Here is a 13,794-nt window from a genome sequence, read left to right as displayed (position 1 = left end):
AAAAAACTCAACCAATATCAAATTATCTGCAAATATACTGATGAAATCGCCTTGTGTCTGCTTTTTGAGTTTGTTCTTAATTCCTATAGGAGTTACTATTATTGCCTATCAGCAATTGAGTTACACTGGCTATGTGCCAGATAAAGCACAAGAAGAAGCCCCATTTTTAACTATTCAATCCAATATTTCCACATTTTCCGATTCTAGTAATTCTATACCTCTATGGTTAGTAATAGCGATCGCTGTATGTTGTGCTGCGGGTTCTTTCGTAATTTTTTACTCACTTCAAACCTCAAGAGAGACACAAAAAACCAGCCAACGCACTCGCAACAGTCAAAAATTGGACTCCCAAAAACGCCGTCAATCTAGAAATACTCTCTCTTCACCATCTGATAGCAAAAATCCGCTCATAATTTTGCCACCAGAGAAAATCTATCCCCTCACTACCAATTTAGAATCAGCCAGAAACTTGTTGAATATATCTCACAGTGGTGACGTACTCCACACAATCCCTTTCAGGTAAGTGTGGGCTTTTCAGTGACTCATCTATGAGGCAATTGATGCCCTCAGATAGTAAACCTTTTCAGGGCGAACGATGGGACTCGAACCCACGAATGGTGGTACCACAAACCACTGCCTTAACCACTTGGCTACGCTCGCCATTTAACTTATTTTTCAATAATAGCACTAACTAAAAAAATGATCAAGCTTTTTTGTCGGAAATTTAGATAATTTTCTTGTTAGTCTTTTAAAGACCAACAACTACCCACCTCAAGTTGAAATATGAAACTTTTAGCTACTCTCATCAGTGTAGGAGCAGTAAGTGTTACTATATTAGGAGTGATTATGGCGAAAACCAACCCCAATCAGATTGAGTATGAAAAGTATGCAGTTCACAAGCTGACAACATACTTAGAAACTGATGTATGTCAAAAGACTCCCAATTTCTTGGAAAGATTAATTAAAGTTGATTGTAATCAAATGCTTCAATCGGTTAAACCACAAATTAAAGAACTTATTACCAGTACAACCAACCGACAAGACTATATAATCTTTAGTATTTATAGAAGTGAAATTAAACTTGATTCGTGGATACCAGGTTACAAATTTGAAACTGTGGGAGCATTGAATCAATTTTATACTTACAATGCTGAACAAAAATAGGGAATAGGTAGGAATTTTACCAATGACAATTAACTAATGACTAACACAGCTTATCTTTTAGTATCTCACGGAAGTCGTGATCCTCGTCCAGATTTGGCCATGCAGCAATTAGCGAAGCTGTTAAGTGAGATGTTACCCCAAGGGGAAAACTTGATAGGTATTGCTACTCTAGAGGCCAATATCCAACCTTTACATCAACAAATTCAAGATTTCGCTGGTCAAGTTGCGGCTTTTGGCTGTAAAATAGTCCAAATTATCCCCCTATTTTTGTTACCGGGATTTCATCTCATGACTGATATTCCCGCAGAAATAGCACTGGCACAAGAGGTAATAAATGAAAGCATAAAAATAGAATTATGTCCTCATGTCGGTAGTTATCCTGGGTTAGAAAAATTTGTTTTTAGGATGATGATGACAGTAAAAGCTGATGTATCAATTATCCTAGCTCATGGTAGTCGTCGTCCTGGTTCTCATGCCCCTGTAGAAAATATAGCAGCTAGTGTGGGTGCATTTACAGCTTATTGGTCTGTATCTCCCAGTTTAGAACTAAGAGTCAAGGAATTGATTACCGCTGGTTATAAACAAATTGCGATTTTTCCCTATTTTTTATTTACAGGTGGCATAACTGATGCGATCGCTTTGGCAGTAGAAACGCTAAAATTGGAGTTTCCATCAGTAACTTTTCAACTCGCACCACCTTTAGGAACAAGTCGAGAATTTGCTGATTTAATCGGGGATTTGATCAAAGAAGGGGAAAAAGTTTTTGGGTAAAGTTTATTTAGTTGGTGCAGGTCCTGGAGATCCTGGACTCATGACCATCAAGGGAAAAGATTTATTAGCTTGTGCAGATGTAGTCATATATGATGCTTTGGTAAGTCCAGAAGTATTAAATATGATTAATCCCGCAGCAGAACAAATTAACGCGGGTAAACGCATGGGTAGACATTCTTTATTACAAGAAGCTACCACAGAATTACTGATAGAGAAGGCGGCAAATCATGATACCGTCGTCAGACTCAAAGGTGGTGATCCCTTTATTTTCGGTCGTGGTGGGGAAGAAATGGCAGAATTGGTAGCCGCAGGGATTCCCGTAGAAGTTATACCAGGGATTACATCAGGAATAGCCGCAGCGGCCTATGCTGGTATTCCTTTGACCCATCGTCTTTATAGTTCTTCTGTAACTTTCGTGACTGGACATGAATCTGCTGGTAAGTATAAACCCCAGGTAAATTGGCCAGCCATAGCCCATGGTTCAGAAACCATCGTAATTTATATGGGTATACACAATTTACCCTACATTGTAGAGCAGTTAACTGTAGCTGGATTGAGTTTAGATACACCCATGGCCTTAATTCGTTGGGGAACTCGGCCAGAACAGGAAGAATTAATTGGTGAATTGGGGACAATTGTAGCACAAGTAACAGAAAAAGGATTTCTCGCACCAGCAATAGCCGTAATTGGTGCAGTCGTTAAAATGCACAGTATATTATCTGATTCTGTACAGGAGAAAAAATAGAGGAAAAGTTTGGTTAGGGTTACACTGATTAAATCCTTTTTATTTGTCCTTTGTGTTGATATTTTGTTGTTGAATAATCTCGCTAATTTCTGCCAAACTTAAATTTAAAACCTGTGCGATTTGTTCTCTAGTTAAACCCAATGCGATCAACCCAGGAACTGCGTCTAACTTGGCTTTGCGTTCACCTACTTCTATTCCTTCTTCCTTTCCCTCTTCTTTTGCTTCTTGATAAAATCGGGTTTGTTTTAACTCACTTAATCCAAACATAGCTTCTATTTCCTCCCTATTCATTCTTGGAAACTTGTAAATTAAAATTGTCTCGATGATTTGTAATAGTTGTTGCTGTTGAAGTTGAGAATTGATCTCTTCTTTAGTTCTAGTGATTAATTCTCTAGCTTGGGTAATGGAATTATCTGGGTTAGCGATGATTAGTTTTATTGTAGCAATCCCAATGGGTAAAGATGTTGTTTCTGCTAATTCATCGAGATAAATAACTCGGACTCGTTGACTGGTGAAAAATTCTTGATAATGCTGAATATCTCTTGTATCTATGCTGCTGGTTGGATAGATAACTACCGCACTCCAGTGATTTTTGGGGTTGTTTTGGCGAATGTAAAGAAATATTTCGCTAAAAAGTCTATGGTAGAGATCCTTGTCTGATTGAAATTGTACTTCTAAAAAGTAGATGGGGTTATCTGTATTTTGGTTAGGTAAGAAAACTCCATCTATTCTCAAGGCTGTTTGTTTGACTTCAACTGATGAAAATTGATAAAGTTCGGCTAGTTGGGGGGAGTTACCAATCAGTTCAAAAAATATGCTAGGTATTTCTTGAAACAATCGGTAAAATATGCTGTCTGTTTTCATTTTAAAAAGTTGTTTTTAGCGATATCCAGGCTTTCATCAAGTGTTACCCCAAATTCTAGCGTATTAAACCCGGATTTTTATAAAGAACTCTATTTGATTAACGCACCCTACAGAATTTGCTGTATACTGAAATAATAAGTATTATAATATCAGCTTAAAATCATGTGTATATCAATATTTAACAATGAGGATAAAAATGATGAAATTCATAGATTTGTTTTGTGGTACAGGGGGATTTAGAATAGCCGTTGAAATGATTTGTAATCAGTATAATATTTCCTCTCAATGTGTTTTTTCTAGTGATATTGATATAGACTCCCAAAAAATATATACAGCAAATTTTGGAGAAACTCCAGCAGGAGACATTACTAAAATTAATGAAAATGATATTCCAGAACATGATATATTATTGGCTGGTTTTCCCTGTCAACCTTTTAGTATTTGTGGAGAACTTAAAGGTTTTGCGGATACCAGAGGTACATTATTTTTTGATATTGCTAGAATTATTCAAGCTAAACAACCCACAGCTTTTATATTAGAAAATGTCAAACAGTTACAAGGACATCAACAGGGAAAAACATTAAAAATCATTATTGATAGTTTACAAGATTTAGGATATTACACAGATTATAAAATTGTTAATGCTTTAAATTTTGGACTACCACAAAAACGAGAAAGAATCTTAATTATAGGTTTTAAAAATCAACATCATTATGAGAGGTTTAAATGGCCATTGATAAAAATTCCCATGCAACCATTATCAACAATATTAGAAAATTCCGTTTCTGACTTTTATTATGCTTCGGAAAAGATTAGACAAAATCGGTTACAAAAAGTTAAACCTAATCAACAAGATGATCAACCAACGATATGGCATGAAAATAAATCTGGTAATATTAGTGTATATCCTTATTCTTGTGCATTAAGAGCAGGAGCATCCTATAATTATCTATTAGTTAATGGAGAAAGAAGGTTAACTGAAAGGGAAATGTTGAGATTACAAGGTTTTCCTGAATCTTATCAAATAGTGGGAAGTTATCAAACTATGAGGAAATTGACTGGTAATGCTATTGCTATTCCCTGTGTGGCCAGTGTTATTGATATTATGATTAATTTGATGGTTACAGGAAATAGTAAATATTGAAAATATTTACAAAATTATTTTTGATAAATGCCATAGTAATTTACCAAGAATTTATCATTGATTTAGTATTATTCCTCATCTTTACAGCACTTCCCGATGTTATGAGGTACAAGAACCCCACCCCCAACCCCCTCCCCGCAAGCGAGGAGGGGGCTTAAGATGTACCTCATAAGAGCGGAAACCCCTGTATCTATATCCAGGTTTTCATCAATTGTTAGCCCAAATGGTAGGGTATTAAAGCCTAAGTTTTCTAAAGTTAAAATTGCTGTTTCCACTGATGAATTGTTGATTGTTTGTTGATTTACTAGAGATGTAAGTAATTCAAAAACTCCCTGGTATTGACTGGTATTATAGTCAATCCAACGGTTAGAATATGCCAGTGCATCATGTAATGCCATTACCACTTCTGTATAGGGGTCAAATGGTAATTTATCGCGCATGGTACGCATAGTACGCAGTAGTTTATCTGCATAAATAGATGCTAGATGAAAATTTATCATTGCTTGCTCTCTCATGATTGCATTAACCCAATATTAGCGAGGCGAATGTATTGTAAAATAAGATCAACATTTTTTAGGAGGTGCTGTTTCTGAATAATTTACCGGATGATTTAGACATTGCTGAAATTCATCAAGCAATTGGTAATCTTGTCATTCGATTTCCATTACTTCATTGCCAAGAATGTGCCAAAACACTCAAACAGTGGCTAAAACAACGTAAAATTTCTGGTAAACTTTGGCGACTTTCGACTATATACGACAATGAAGACTTTATTTTGAGTTATCGCTTAGAAAAACAAGGTTGCTTTGAAACTATTACGGAAAATGGCGTTCATTATGGTGTTGAAGTTTTTGGCAAAATTTTCGACAACCTTTCCCCAGAAGGACTATACCCAGATGACTGGATTCAAGATTTTACCTCTCTATCTAATGAGTTTAAAATAGAAGTAATAGAAGAATTTTGAAAATTTTTAATGGAGTTAAAATCAATGAGTACATTATTTAATTTACTCGAAAAAATTAAAACCAAACCAGGCTTATATTTGGGAACAGCATCTATCAGTAATTTACGGATGTTTATTTTGGGATATCGCTTCTCTCGCTCTGAATTAGGTCTTACTAATACTGAAACTGAAAGTGATTTTTATAAAAACTTTCAACCTTGGCTACAAAACCGCTTATCTATTCATACTGTTAACGCTTGGGATAAAATTATTTTACTGACCTGTATTGATGAAAAAGCTGCATTTGATTACTTTTTTCAATTACTAGATGAATTTATCCAAAGAGACAAAAGCCAGGATGTTGAACCAATTCTGGCTGAACCATCTTATCAAAATTCTCAAAAAGCTGCCTGAACAATAACAGTGAATCTTAGTGTGCTTGGTGTACATTTGGATCGTTATGCTGCTGATGATCGATCGCTTGTTGCGGGAATTTTGAGATGTACCAATGCTTTCTGTAACACACTGGGCTTAACACTCAACCAAATTTGATGGCGATCATCTTCAGTATAGCCAACAACAACAGCGCCAATAGGTGAACCAATATAATGAACCGACTTGAGCATCAACCATTCTTTTCTTGTTCCTTTGTAGCCAAAAGATTCATCAAAATGTTGGCAGCCTCAGAGCAATTGTAAGGCGACCAGACTGGATACTCTTGATTTGCAACAAAGAAGTTTGCATCTTCTTCTTTTACCAGTTCTGTGGCGAGAAACTGCATCAGTCGAAGCTTATCAATTTTGGGCAGTGTCTGGATTTGTGACATGAGTTCAACCAATGGCATTTGAGAATCTCCTCGTCTGAGGGTTGGTGAAAGGATGGGATAGCGAAGCGCGACCTAGGAATCGCTCTCTCATTTTAACCTAGCAATCGCCAAAGGCATCGCAATTAATCCCAGTTAAGGAAACACAAGGAAATGGATTTTGAGCGATTCCTGCGGAGCGCAACGCTTACGCACTAAAGGATATTGGGACGATTATCAGTAGCAGTAGGGTGTGTTAGCGACAGCGTAACGCACCGGAAATCAGTAAATAATCATAAATAAGGTGCGTTACACTCCATTAACGCACCGTACAGGATCGGCGATCGCACTGCTTGCAGCAGCGCTTCGTTATCCCACTATTTTTGAACAGGGGTAGGAATCCGATCTTTTAAACGTTGGAATAATTGACTTACAGGAGTTTCCAACTTTTTATTTCGGTTTTCTGTAAACTTAATACAAGGAATTGGAAAATTGATAGTAATACTACCCAGTTGAACACCCAATGGTTCTAAATGTCCACCCTCTAAATCTTGTTGCAAATGTTGAGGTGGTTTTTTAAGAGAACACTTAAACCAATTAACAGTTTCTTTAGCTATTTTATCTTTTTTGAAGGCAATTAATCCCATCAAATCAAATAGACCAGCTTCCTTGATTAAGGCAAAAGTTTCCTCTTTTGTTGGCTTGACATTCAAACCTAAAGCAATAACAATTGGTGTAAAAGGTTGGGGAACAGCACTTTCAAGACCTGTATTTGCAGGAGCTAATAGCAAAGAGGGTTGATTCTTAATAAATATGCTGCTAATTTCAACTTTTTCTTGCAAAGTTCCAATTGCGGTTTCAGTGATTTTTGCCCTATTATTTCTGATGTCATTAATGTTTCCGATGTAATATCTAATTAATTCTACAGCCTCTCTACGCTTTATTTCTAGATCATTAATCAGAATTAAGAGGTCAGCCAAAATACTATCAACCTTCCTTTCAATTTTAACTGGAGAATCTTTTTGATTCCCTGATCTAACTATAGAATCAATAAATTTTATAAGCTTTTGAATATCATGATTATAGTCAGGATCACTAGGTTTAGAAATTTCAGGTAAGGTGCTAAATGCTTCCAAAAGAGCAATATATTTACAGCCAACACTATGACCTAACCAAGAAAAGTTTTGGTCTTTAAGATAGGGTTCAAAGTCATAGCCAGCAAATATTGCTCTTCTGACCAGTTCTGGCATGATTTCATATTGTTCTCTGATTAAAAAGCCAGCCTCAGCATAATGATCAAAGGTAAAATTGAATGGTAAAATTACAATAGTATAACCATCATTAAATAAACGCTGAAGTAGAGAGCGATAGAAAAACATTGGCCAAAATGTGCCAAATAAAGCTCCACCAACAAATTGAATTACACCTTTAGCTTTGGGATGTAGGGCTATCCAGCTATGAGAAACAGGTTGAAATTTCATGATTAAACTTATACCTCTGATATTTTGTCAAAAAGCAAATGTATTTTAACTCTACGTGTGCAGATGATCACCCTGCTCTCAACAAAAAAGCAATCGCTCCTATTGGGTAAGGTGGGTTAGCTATTCTTGTAACACACCGTTTTTAGTTATAACCCACATTCCGCACCCCCCAGTCTCACAATCGGATTTTTGAGGACTTTTGAGGACTTTTGAGGATAATTTTAATACAAAATGGTCTAAAGTTTAGGTAGCGATAGCGAAGCGCTGCTGCAAGCAGTTCGCCAATCTCAAATCCCCAAATGACCATTTTTCGTTGTGTGACAGTTTAGGGTGCGGAAGGCGGGTTATAAGGATTGTGCGTTACATTTTCAGAGTCTTTCTAGCATTCACTAGATATATAAAATTGGGATATTTGGGGAAGTATTCAAATGGTTCTTGACGCGCTGGCTGTTTTAATTGAGGAGGAAGTAAATCGAAGATGCTCTGGAAATTGACTCTAACTTTTTCAGTAGCGCCGGAAACCAAGAAACAATCTTTGTTAGTTTTTTTCTTGCCCGTGGTGCTGTCATAAAAAAGTTCTGAAAATGCCTTGATAGTCAAATCATCGTCAGGAGAAACGTACACCAAGAATTTGGCCTTATCTAAGTCATTAGCCTTCTTTATTGCTTGAGCGACATTGTCAAAGAAAGCAATTTCAGTGGTTCTAATTTCCAGAGGGCATTGAGATGCTGGTAATCCAGCTACAACACTGTAGATTCTGTAGCCATCGGGAGCTTTAATGGTGAATAGTTGGTTGCTTCCAGGAGTTGCAGCGGTTGATGCTTGGAAATCAAACCAACCTTCTGTAAAAGAACCATTAGTTCCGTTTCTCAGGCGACCTTCAGCAAGGAATTCTTTAAAAGTTTTTGGAAAATCGCTTAAATTTTCAGGCAACCTCGCACTTAAGTCTGGATTGGGAATAGCTACATCATAATTCAATATGTTCTGATACGTGTTCACTCCCTCTGCCTGTTGCTCTGAAGTGTTGTAAAAAGTTGTTATCCCACGGGATGAGGGCTGTAATTGAGCTAAAGCGGGACTTACTCCACCTAGACACACAACAAAGCTAAGGATAGCAGCCAAAAAGTAAGTTAACTTTTTCATAAATTATCAGAAACGTTTTCCGTCCTGGTGAGTTGTTTTTGCAAGCATGGTTTATTCCCACAGTATTTAGACGTTTTACCTCCCCCATTTGTGAATTTTTCGAGTTACGGACAAATTTTTCCCAAAAAAAACCACCCTAAATCGCTATAACCCTTATCCATATTACCTTTTAAGCTTCTCCAAAATTGTCTTCACCTCCCCACCGGATACAACGATCCCTCCTCGAAATTCCCGCAGCGCTTGAGCATGATTTTCTATATTAATACAACCCATCAATAAATCTACATCTAAATTCGGTAAAAGTTGCGATTTACTAACAGCTTCATAGCCATCATTTCCTAAACTATAAAACAATAATTTATCATTCATCCAAAACCAAACTTCAGGAATTTGTAACCGTTTGTATGCTTCCAGTTTATTAATTCCTCCACTACTAACAACCACCTCAATTACTAAATCAGGATGTTTTCTATTTGCTCCCAATTCATAAGATTCATCACCTTCTTTTTTAACCTTCTCAAATTCATTTTCTAAGGTAACAGAACCAGTAGGAGTAAAATCTAAGTCTAAAAATTCTAAATAAATTTCTAGTAAAGAAGCAATACGTTCTTTGATAATTTGATATTTTTTACCTGAGTTTTTATGAATCTCCAACACTCCATCTAAAAAAGATAACCTTAACCCTGGGCGCTCAATTAGCTGTTCAACAGCTTTAAATTCTCTCCAGGTTAAGTCACTAATTAAAATTGGTTCTGCTTCTCGTTCAATGAGCGTAGTTATCATAATTTAAACCCAAATTTAGAGATTGAATTTTGCTCAATATCATATAAAAACAGATTATCATAAAAAATATCATGCAAGCATACAAACTCAAAGGAAAAATTGATCAATCTGGTAACTTGCTGATTACCGAACCAGTGAGTTTACCCCCCAGAAATGTGAAAATTGTAGTTTGGCCAGCTACAGATACCCATGATCATACCACAGCCCCAACCAGTGAACCAGCACCAGAAACACCAAAAAGACGAACTAAAATCAAGGCTTTGCAAAACTGGTTTGAAAATGCCCCTCCTGTTCCAGCAGATTTTGATCCAGATCAAGCTAAATGGGAATATTTAAATGAGAAACATAACCTGTGAAAATCTTGCTTGATATCAACATCATTATAGATATTTCCACAGAAACAATGATAAAATAGTTTGTGAATCAAGTCTTTGTTTGTGGCTATTCTCAATTCAATTTACACAAGAAGATAAATAATTATGCTATCAGTTGAAGAATTAATTCAAGAAGCCTTGTCTTTACCCAGTTCTAGCAGAGTATTTTTAGTAGAAAAACTAATTGAAAGTCTAGAATCTGATATTGATGAAAATATCCAAAAGATTTGGAACACAGAAGCTAAAAAACGCCGGGATGAAATACGTAATCATACTGTTAAACCAATTTCTGGAGAAATCGCTTTAGCTCAAATTAGACAAATTTTAGAAAAATGAAAAATGAAATATAACTTCCATCCTGCCGCATTCACAGAATACTCAGAAGCAGTCCAATTTTATGCAGAAAATGAAATTGAAATAGCACAAAATTTTATCAATGCTGTTGAAGATGCCATTTTCCGAATTATTGAATCACCTAAACGCTATCCAGTTACCGATGAAGATATTCGTCGGTGTTTAGTGCGTAAGTTTCCCTATGGAATACTCTATACCATAGAAGATGAATACATTTTAATTGTAGCGGTTATGCACTGTAGTCGTAAACCAAAATATTGGCAAGATCGGATTTAATTGTTATCTCGCACACTTGCAATACCACCATGCTGTATTAATTGGTCTTCATGTATAGCTGTAACCATTATTTTATCTAACCAGAAAATCCCATTCATTTCCCTAATTCATGAAGTGCATTTCTGTATTTTGTGCTGACTTTTCTGTAGGCTTCCATTGCTTTTTCAAAATCAGGATTATAAGAAGTTGTCATAACACCTGCTGGGGTTTCAGTGACAAATACGCTGTCTCCTTCTTGAACTTTAAGTTTTTCCAGGGCTTCTTGAGGTAATGTTAAGCCCAAGGAATTTCCAACTTTACGAATTTTTAATACGAATTTTTGATGTAATTGCTGCCAATTCGAGATAATATAAAAACAGAGTCTGATGAAAAAATCATGCAAGCATACAAACTCAAAGGAAAAATTGATGAATCTGGTAACTTGCTGATTACCTAACCCGTGAATTTACCCCCCGGAAATGTGGAAGTAAGAGTCTGGCCAGCTACGGATACCCTTAATCATACCACATCCCCAAGCAGTGAACCAGCGCCAGAAACACCAAAAAGAAAATCTAGAATCAAAGGAAATGGTTATTTTATTGATAGATATTGGCAGCCATGATGAGGTTTATTAACCTGACTCGTGAATTTTCACACAATATGTTCAAAAATGATTTTCAGTAAATCCTCTTGAGAAAAAGGCTTTTCTAAATAACCATTAGCTTTGACAAATTTGGCTTTTGCTCTATCCCTTAATCCCATCCTTTCTGTCATCAAAATTATAGGAGTATCTTGATAATGTGTGTGTTTTCGTAATAAAGAACAGATTTCATAGCCATTTAAATTAGGCATTTCTATATTTAGTAAAATGATATCTGGCCGTACTCGCAAAATTTCCATTAAAGCTTGGGAAGAATCCGTAAATTTGATCACATTGAATATTTGTTCATCTAAAAATTCTGACACAGTATTTAAAATTTTCTGATTATCATCTATGGAAAAAATACTGCATTTCTGCTTCTCTCTGATAAAGGAGTTATTTGACTGATTTGTATTTCTCTGATTATTCAAGTGATCAGAATTAGTTTTGGGTAATTTCTCCTGGGATGTTTTGGGTACTTCTAACTGAGAATAACACTCAAAATTCAGATTTTCTTTAACATCAACTTTTGCTGCTGGTTGAGATGGTTCTACTAAGGCTTTTAAATTTAAATGGCAAAATTTAGGCAGATTGTCTAAAAAAGTATTAGGAACAAATTCATAACTGCCATATTTTAAATTCAACAAGGATTGTAAAACTTCTAGTGCTAACTCCTCAATTAGTAAAGCTGCTTGAAAATGACTAATATATTTTTGATTAACTAACCAACAAATAGCTAAGTAATCTGGATTTGGTATTGAATGTTTCTCAATATCTTTTTCAAAAATCATCCGCACTTGTTCATTAATTCCCCTGGGAAGAGTTGAGATTTGCTGACTTAATCTCTGTAAGTTCCGGTAAAGAGGTTCAAACATTTCTTCAGAATAACCAGCGTAAATTAGTTTACCCTGATCCATATATATTGACCAAGCACCAGATTCGCTAAATACTTGCAAACAACCAGTGTACGAACTATTAGTAATCTTCTTTAATATGTTGATTGGTTGCAGTTTTTGAAAAAATCTATATCTACTAATAGGGGTAGCGTTGATTTTCTGGGATGGTTCATTAAAGTTGTTTTTCATTATCAGTTACTCACTGTATTTTATCAACATTCCGAATCCTGATTCTTGAATTCTTCTCTTTAGATTACTCCATATTTTTTAGAGAAATAAAAAAGTATGTTAAACATAAGATGAAGATAAAAAAATGAAGTGGTGATTTTCTACCGACACGACTCTAATTTTTGATCTCAATGTTGCTTAAATTACTCAATACCCAATCGTGTCTACAATTAATATCCAAGTTCCAGAAAATAGCGATCGCTTAGACCGCTATTTATCCCAGAATTTATCAGATTTGTCCCGTTCTCGCATTCAGCAACTCATAGAACAGGGTCATGTCCAAGTTAATGATCAAATTTGCACATCTAAAAAGGTTAATCTCAAAATAGGCGATCGCATTTCTCTAGAAATTCCCGCCATTGAACCTTTACAACTCTTAGCAGCGGATATTCCTCTAGATATCCTCTATGAAGATGAGGAGTTAATTATTCTCAATAAACCCGCTGGTTTGGTTGTTCACCCCGCACCCGGTCATCCAGAGGGAACTCTAGTTAATGCTATATTGGCCCATTGTCCTAATTTACCCGGTATTGGCGGTATTCAACGTCCTGGAATAGTTCACCGCTTGGATAAAGATACTACCGGAGCGATTGTTATTGCTAAAACAGATTTGGCTTATCAGCATTTACAAGCACAATTACAAGCAAAAACCGCCAGACGAGAATATTTAGGTTTAGTTTACGGTGTTCCCAAAACGGAAACCGGAAGCATAGACTTACCCATTGGTCGCAATCCCCAAGACCGCAAAAAAATGGGCATTGTTTCTATAGAGGATGGTGGACGGGCTGCAATAACTCACTGGCGAGTACAAGAGCGTCTTGCTAACTACACATTAATCCACTTTCAACTAGAAACAGGACGTACCCATCAAATTCGCGTCCACAGTGCCAAAATTGGTCATCCTATCGTTGGCGACCCTCTTTATAGTTCTGCTCATTCTATCGGCGTAAATTTGCCAGGACAAGCCCTACACGCTTGGAAACTCCAGTTACAACATCCCGTTTCTGGAAAGTTGCTTCAAGTAACAGCACCCCTTCCCCGCAGTTTTACCACTTTACTAGAAGTATTGCGTCGCCGTAGTGGAGTTTGTTAAGAATTTATGAGTAAATAACGATTTACTCACAATTTGTGAATATAACTTTTTTTTCATTCACATCCCCCCATGGGGGAAAAAAATAGAAAGTTTTCAAAATATTTAGAAATGTAA

At 36.2% G+C, this 13,794-nt stretch carries 21 protein-coding genes and 1 tRNA gene; 12 read left to right on the top strand and 10 right to left on the bottom strand.

Going from position 1 to position 13,794, the window contains the following annotated elements; translation table 11 throughout:
* The first annotated feature begins 40 nt into the window (after positions 1-40).
* A complete protein-coding gene (locus H6G25_RS12855; protein ID WP_190392812.1) occupies positions 41-523 on the top strand; it encodes a hypothetical protein in 483 nt (160 codons plus the stop codon).
* A gap of 64 nt (positions 524-587) precedes the next feature.
* Here H6G25_RS12855 and H6G25_RS12850 read toward each other — a convergent pair.
* Positions 588-660 (bottom strand) — tRNA-His (locus H6G25_RS12850).
* 123 nt (positions 661-783) lie between these two features.
* On the opposite strand from H6G25_RS12850, the gene H6G25_RS12845 reads away from it, so the two are divergent.
* Genes H6G25_RS12845 through cobA form a run of 3 tightly spaced genes read left to right on the top strand, consistent with a single transcriptional unit; the run spans position 784 to position 2,680 of the window.
* Entirely contained in the window at positions 784-1,164 is a 381-nt protein-coding gene (locus tag H6G25_RS12845; RefSeq protein ID WP_190392811.1) for a DUF4359 domain-containing protein, read from the top strand.
* A gap of 36 nt (positions 1,165-1,200) precedes the next feature.
* Positions 1,201-1,935, top strand: a complete 735-nt coding sequence (locus H6G25_RS12840) for a sirohydrochlorin chelatase (protein WP_190392810.1) — start codon at positions 1,201-1,203, stop codon at positions 1,933-1,935.
* Positions 1,928-2,680, top strand: coding sequence for a uroporphyrinogen-III C-methyltransferase (gene cobA, locus H6G25_RS12835; RefSeq protein ID WP_190392809.1), 753 nt, complete (start codon positions 1,928-1,930; stop codon positions 2,678-2,680). The genes H6G25_RS12840 and cobA overlap by 8 nt, the downstream gene beginning before the upstream one ends.
* 39 nt (positions 2,681-2,719) lie before the next feature.
* Here cobA and H6G25_RS12830 read toward each other — a convergent pair whose 3' ends face one another.
* Positions 2,720-3,544, bottom strand: coding sequence for an Rpn family recombination-promoting nuclease/putative transposase (locus H6G25_RS12830; protein ID WP_190392808.1), 825 nt, complete (start codon positions 3,542-3,544; stop codon positions 2,720-2,722).
* Positions 3,545-3,740: 196 nt separating this feature from the next.
* On the opposite strand from H6G25_RS12830, the gene dcm reads away from it, so the two are divergent.
* Positions 3,741-4,688 carry a DNA (cytosine-5-)-methyltransferase gene (gene dcm, locus H6G25_RS12825; protein WP_190392807.1) on the top strand — a complete coding sequence of 316 codons (948 nt, stop codon included), beginning with the start codon at positions 3,741-3,743 and terminating at the stop codon, positions 4,686-4,688.
* A gap of 68 nt (positions 4,689-4,756) precedes the next feature.
* Here the strand turns inward: dcm and H6G25_RS12820 are convergent, their stop codons facing one another.
* Complete coding sequence (locus tag H6G25_RS12820) at positions 4,757-5,188, bottom strand: hypothetical protein (protein ID WP_242034952.1); 432 nt, start codon at positions 5,186-5,188, stop codon at positions 4,757-4,759.
* 80 nt (positions 5,189-5,268) lie between these two features.
* Here H6G25_RS12820 and H6G25_RS12815 point away from each other — a divergent pair, with 80 nt between their 5' ends.
* Both H6G25_RS12815 and H6G25_RS12810 read left to right on the top strand, forming a co-directional pair.
* Positions 5,269-5,652, top strand: coding sequence for a papain fold toxin domain-containing protein (locus H6G25_RS12815; protein ID WP_190392806.1), 384 nt, complete (start codon positions 5,269-5,271; stop codon positions 5,650-5,652).
* Between the two features lie 24 nt (positions 5,653-5,676).
* The gene (locus tag H6G25_RS12810) at positions 5,677-6,045 is read left to right on the top strand and encodes a hypothetical protein (protein WP_190392805.1); all 369 of its coding nucleotides are present in this window, start codon (positions 5,677-5,679) and stop codon (positions 6,043-6,045) included.
* 44 nt (positions 6,046-6,089) lie between these two features.
* On the opposite strand, the gene H6G25_RS12805 is transcribed toward H6G25_RS12810, so the two are convergent.
* The 5 genes from H6G25_RS12805 to H6G25_RS12785 all read right to left on the bottom strand — a co-directional run bounded on the left by H6G25_RS12805 (position 6,090) and on the right by H6G25_RS12785 (position 9,840).
* Entirely contained in the window at positions 6,090-6,257 is a 168-nt protein-coding gene (locus H6G25_RS12805) for a hypothetical protein (RefSeq protein WP_242034951.1), read from the bottom strand.
* A complete protein-coding gene (locus tag H6G25_RS12800; RefSeq protein WP_028089667.1) occupies positions 6,257-6,475 on the bottom strand; it encodes a hypothetical protein in 219 nt (72 codons plus the stop codon). Before H6G25_RS12800 ends, H6G25_RS12805 begins: the two co-directional genes overlap by 1 nt.
* Before the next feature lie 335 nt (positions 6,476-6,810).
* Positions 6,811-7,914 carry a DUF1350 family protein gene (locus tag H6G25_RS12795; protein ID WP_190392804.1) on the bottom strand — a complete coding sequence of 368 codons (1,104 nt, stop codon included), beginning with the start codon at positions 7,912-7,914 and terminating at the stop codon, positions 6,811-6,813.
* Between the two features lie 360 nt (positions 7,915-8,274).
* Complete coding sequence (locus H6G25_RS12790; RefSeq protein ID WP_190392803.1) at positions 8,275-9,057, bottom strand: hypothetical protein; 783 nt, start codon at positions 9,055-9,057, stop codon at positions 8,275-8,277.
* A 162-nt stretch (positions 9,058-9,219) separates the two neighbouring features.
* Positions 9,220-9,840, bottom strand: coding sequence for a Uma2 family endonuclease (locus H6G25_RS12785; RefSeq protein ID WP_190392802.1), 621 nt, complete (start codon positions 9,838-9,840; stop codon positions 9,220-9,222).
* Positions 9,841-9,911: 71 nt separating this feature from the next.
* On the opposite strand from H6G25_RS12785, the gene H6G25_RS12780 reads away from it, so the two are divergent.
* The 3 genes from H6G25_RS12780 to H6G25_RS12770 all read left to right on the top strand — a co-directional run bounded on the left by H6G25_RS12780 (position 9,912) and on the right by H6G25_RS12770 (position 10,844).
* Positions 9,912-10,196 (top strand): hypothetical protein, encoded by a 285-nt coding sequence (locus H6G25_RS12780; protein WP_190392801.1) that lies wholly within the window; start codon positions 9,912-9,914, stop codon positions 10,194-10,196.
* A 123-nt stretch (positions 10,197-10,319) separates the two neighbouring features.
* Positions 10,320-10,550: an addiction module protein gene (locus tag H6G25_RS12775; RefSeq protein WP_137908442.1), complete on the top strand. Its 231-nt coding sequence runs from the start codon at positions 10,320-10,322 to the stop codon at positions 10,548-10,550.
* A 3-nt stretch (positions 10,551-10,553) separates the two neighbouring features.
* The gene (locus H6G25_RS12770) at positions 10,554-10,844 is read left to right on the top strand and encodes a type II toxin-antitoxin system RelE/ParE family toxin (RefSeq protein WP_190392800.1); all 291 of its coding nucleotides are present in this window, start codon (positions 10,554-10,556) and stop codon (positions 10,842-10,844) included.
* A gap of 94 nt (positions 10,845-10,938) precedes the next feature.
* Here the strand turns inward: H6G25_RS12770 and H6G25_RS12765 are convergent, their stop codons facing one another.
* Positions 10,939-11,190, bottom strand: coding sequence for an AbrB/MazE/SpoVT family DNA-binding domain-containing protein (locus tag H6G25_RS12765; RefSeq protein WP_190392867.1), 252 nt, complete (start codon positions 11,188-11,190; stop codon positions 10,939-10,941).
* A gap of 93 nt (positions 11,191-11,283) precedes the next feature.
* Between H6G25_RS12765 and H6G25_RS12760 the strand changes: the two genes are divergently transcribed.
* Positions 11,284-11,445: a hypothetical protein gene (locus tag H6G25_RS12760; RefSeq protein ID WP_242034950.1), complete on the top strand. Its 162-nt coding sequence runs from the start codon at positions 11,284-11,286 to the stop codon at positions 11,443-11,445.
* Between the two features lie 29 nt (positions 11,446-11,474).
* Here the strand turns inward: H6G25_RS12760 and H6G25_RS12755 are convergent, their stop codons facing one another.
* Positions 11,475-12,515 carry a response regulator gene (locus H6G25_RS12755; protein ID WP_190392866.1) on the bottom strand — a complete coding sequence of 347 codons (1,041 nt, stop codon included), beginning with the start codon at positions 12,513-12,515 and terminating at the stop codon, positions 11,475-11,477.
* A 232-nt stretch (positions 12,516-12,747) separates the two neighbouring features.
* On the opposite strand from H6G25_RS12755, the gene H6G25_RS12750 reads away from it, so the two are divergent.
* Positions 12,748-13,680: an RluA family pseudouridine synthase gene (locus H6G25_RS12750; protein WP_190392799.1), complete on the top strand. Its 933-nt coding sequence runs from the start codon at positions 12,748-12,750 to the stop codon at positions 13,678-13,680.
* The last annotated feature ends 114 nt before the right edge of the window (positions 13,681-13,794 follow it).

This window comes from Dolichospermum sp. FACHB-1091 (genome assembly GCF_014697585.1).
Taxonomy (GTDB): domain Bacteria; phylum Cyanobacteriota; class Cyanobacteriia; order Cyanobacteriales; family Nostocaceae; genus Dolichospermum.
Note: the sequence above shows the minus strand (reverse complement) of the source record. Positions and strands in the feature narration are given on the sequence as shown.

Excerpts from the sequence above, each read along its gene's own strand:
- H6G25_RS12855 (WP_190392812.1), top strand. The coding sequence starts at position 41 with ATGAAATCGCCTTGTGTCTGCTTTTTGAGTTTGTTCTTAATTCCTATA.
- H6G25_RS12790 (WP_190392803.1), bottom strand. The coding sequence starts at position 9,057 with ATGAAAAAGTTAACTTACTTTTTGGCTGCTATCCTTAGCTTTGTTGTG.
- H6G25_RS12805 (WP_242034951.1), bottom strand. The coding sequence starts at position 6,257 with ATGCTCAAGTCGGTTCATTATATTGGTTCACCTATTGGCGCTGTTGTT.
- H6G25_RS12785 (WP_190392802.1), bottom strand. The coding sequence starts at position 9,840 with ATGATAACTACGCTCATTGAACGAGAAGCAGAACCAATTTTAATTAGT.
- H6G25_RS12820 (WP_242034952.1), bottom strand. The coding sequence starts at position 5,188 with ATGATAAATTTTCATCTAGCATCTATTTATGCAGATAAACTACTGCGT.
- H6G25_RS12795 (WP_190392804.1), bottom strand. The coding sequence starts at position 7,914 with ATGAAATTTCAACCTGTTTCTCATAGCTGGATAGCCCTACATCCCAAA.
- H6G25_RS12775 (WP_137908442.1), top strand. The coding sequence starts at position 10,320 with ATGCTATCAGTTGAAGAATTAATTCAAGAAGCCTTGTCTTTACCCAGT.
- H6G25_RS12770 (WP_190392800.1), top strand. The coding sequence starts at position 10,554 with ATGAAATATAACTTCCATCCTGCCGCATTCACAGAATACTCAGAAGCA.
- H6G25_RS12830 (WP_190392808.1), bottom strand. The coding sequence starts at position 3,544 with ATGAAAACAGACAGCATATTTTACCGATTGTTTCAAGAAATACCTAGC.
- H6G25_RS12845 (WP_190392811.1), top strand. The coding sequence starts at position 784 with ATGAAACTTTTAGCTACTCTCATCAGTGTAGGAGCAGTAAGTGTTACT.
- H6G25_RS12800 (WP_028089667.1), bottom strand. The coding sequence starts at position 6,475 with ATGCCATTGGTTGAACTCATGTCACAAATCCAGACACTGCCCAAAATT.
- H6G25_RS12810 (WP_190392805.1), top strand. The coding sequence starts at position 5,677 with ATGAGTACATTATTTAATTTACTCGAAAAAATTAAAACCAAACCAGGC.
- dcm (WP_190392807.1), top strand. The coding sequence starts at position 3,741 with ATGATGAAATTCATAGATTTGTTTTGTGGTACAGGGGGATTTAGAATA.
- H6G25_RS12780 (WP_190392801.1), top strand. The coding sequence starts at position 9,912 with ATGCAAGCATACAAACTCAAAGGAAAAATTGATCAATCTGGTAACTTG.
- H6G25_RS12840 (WP_190392810.1), top strand. The coding sequence starts at position 1,201 with ATGACTAACACAGCTTATCTTTTAGTATCTCACGGAAGTCGTGATCCT.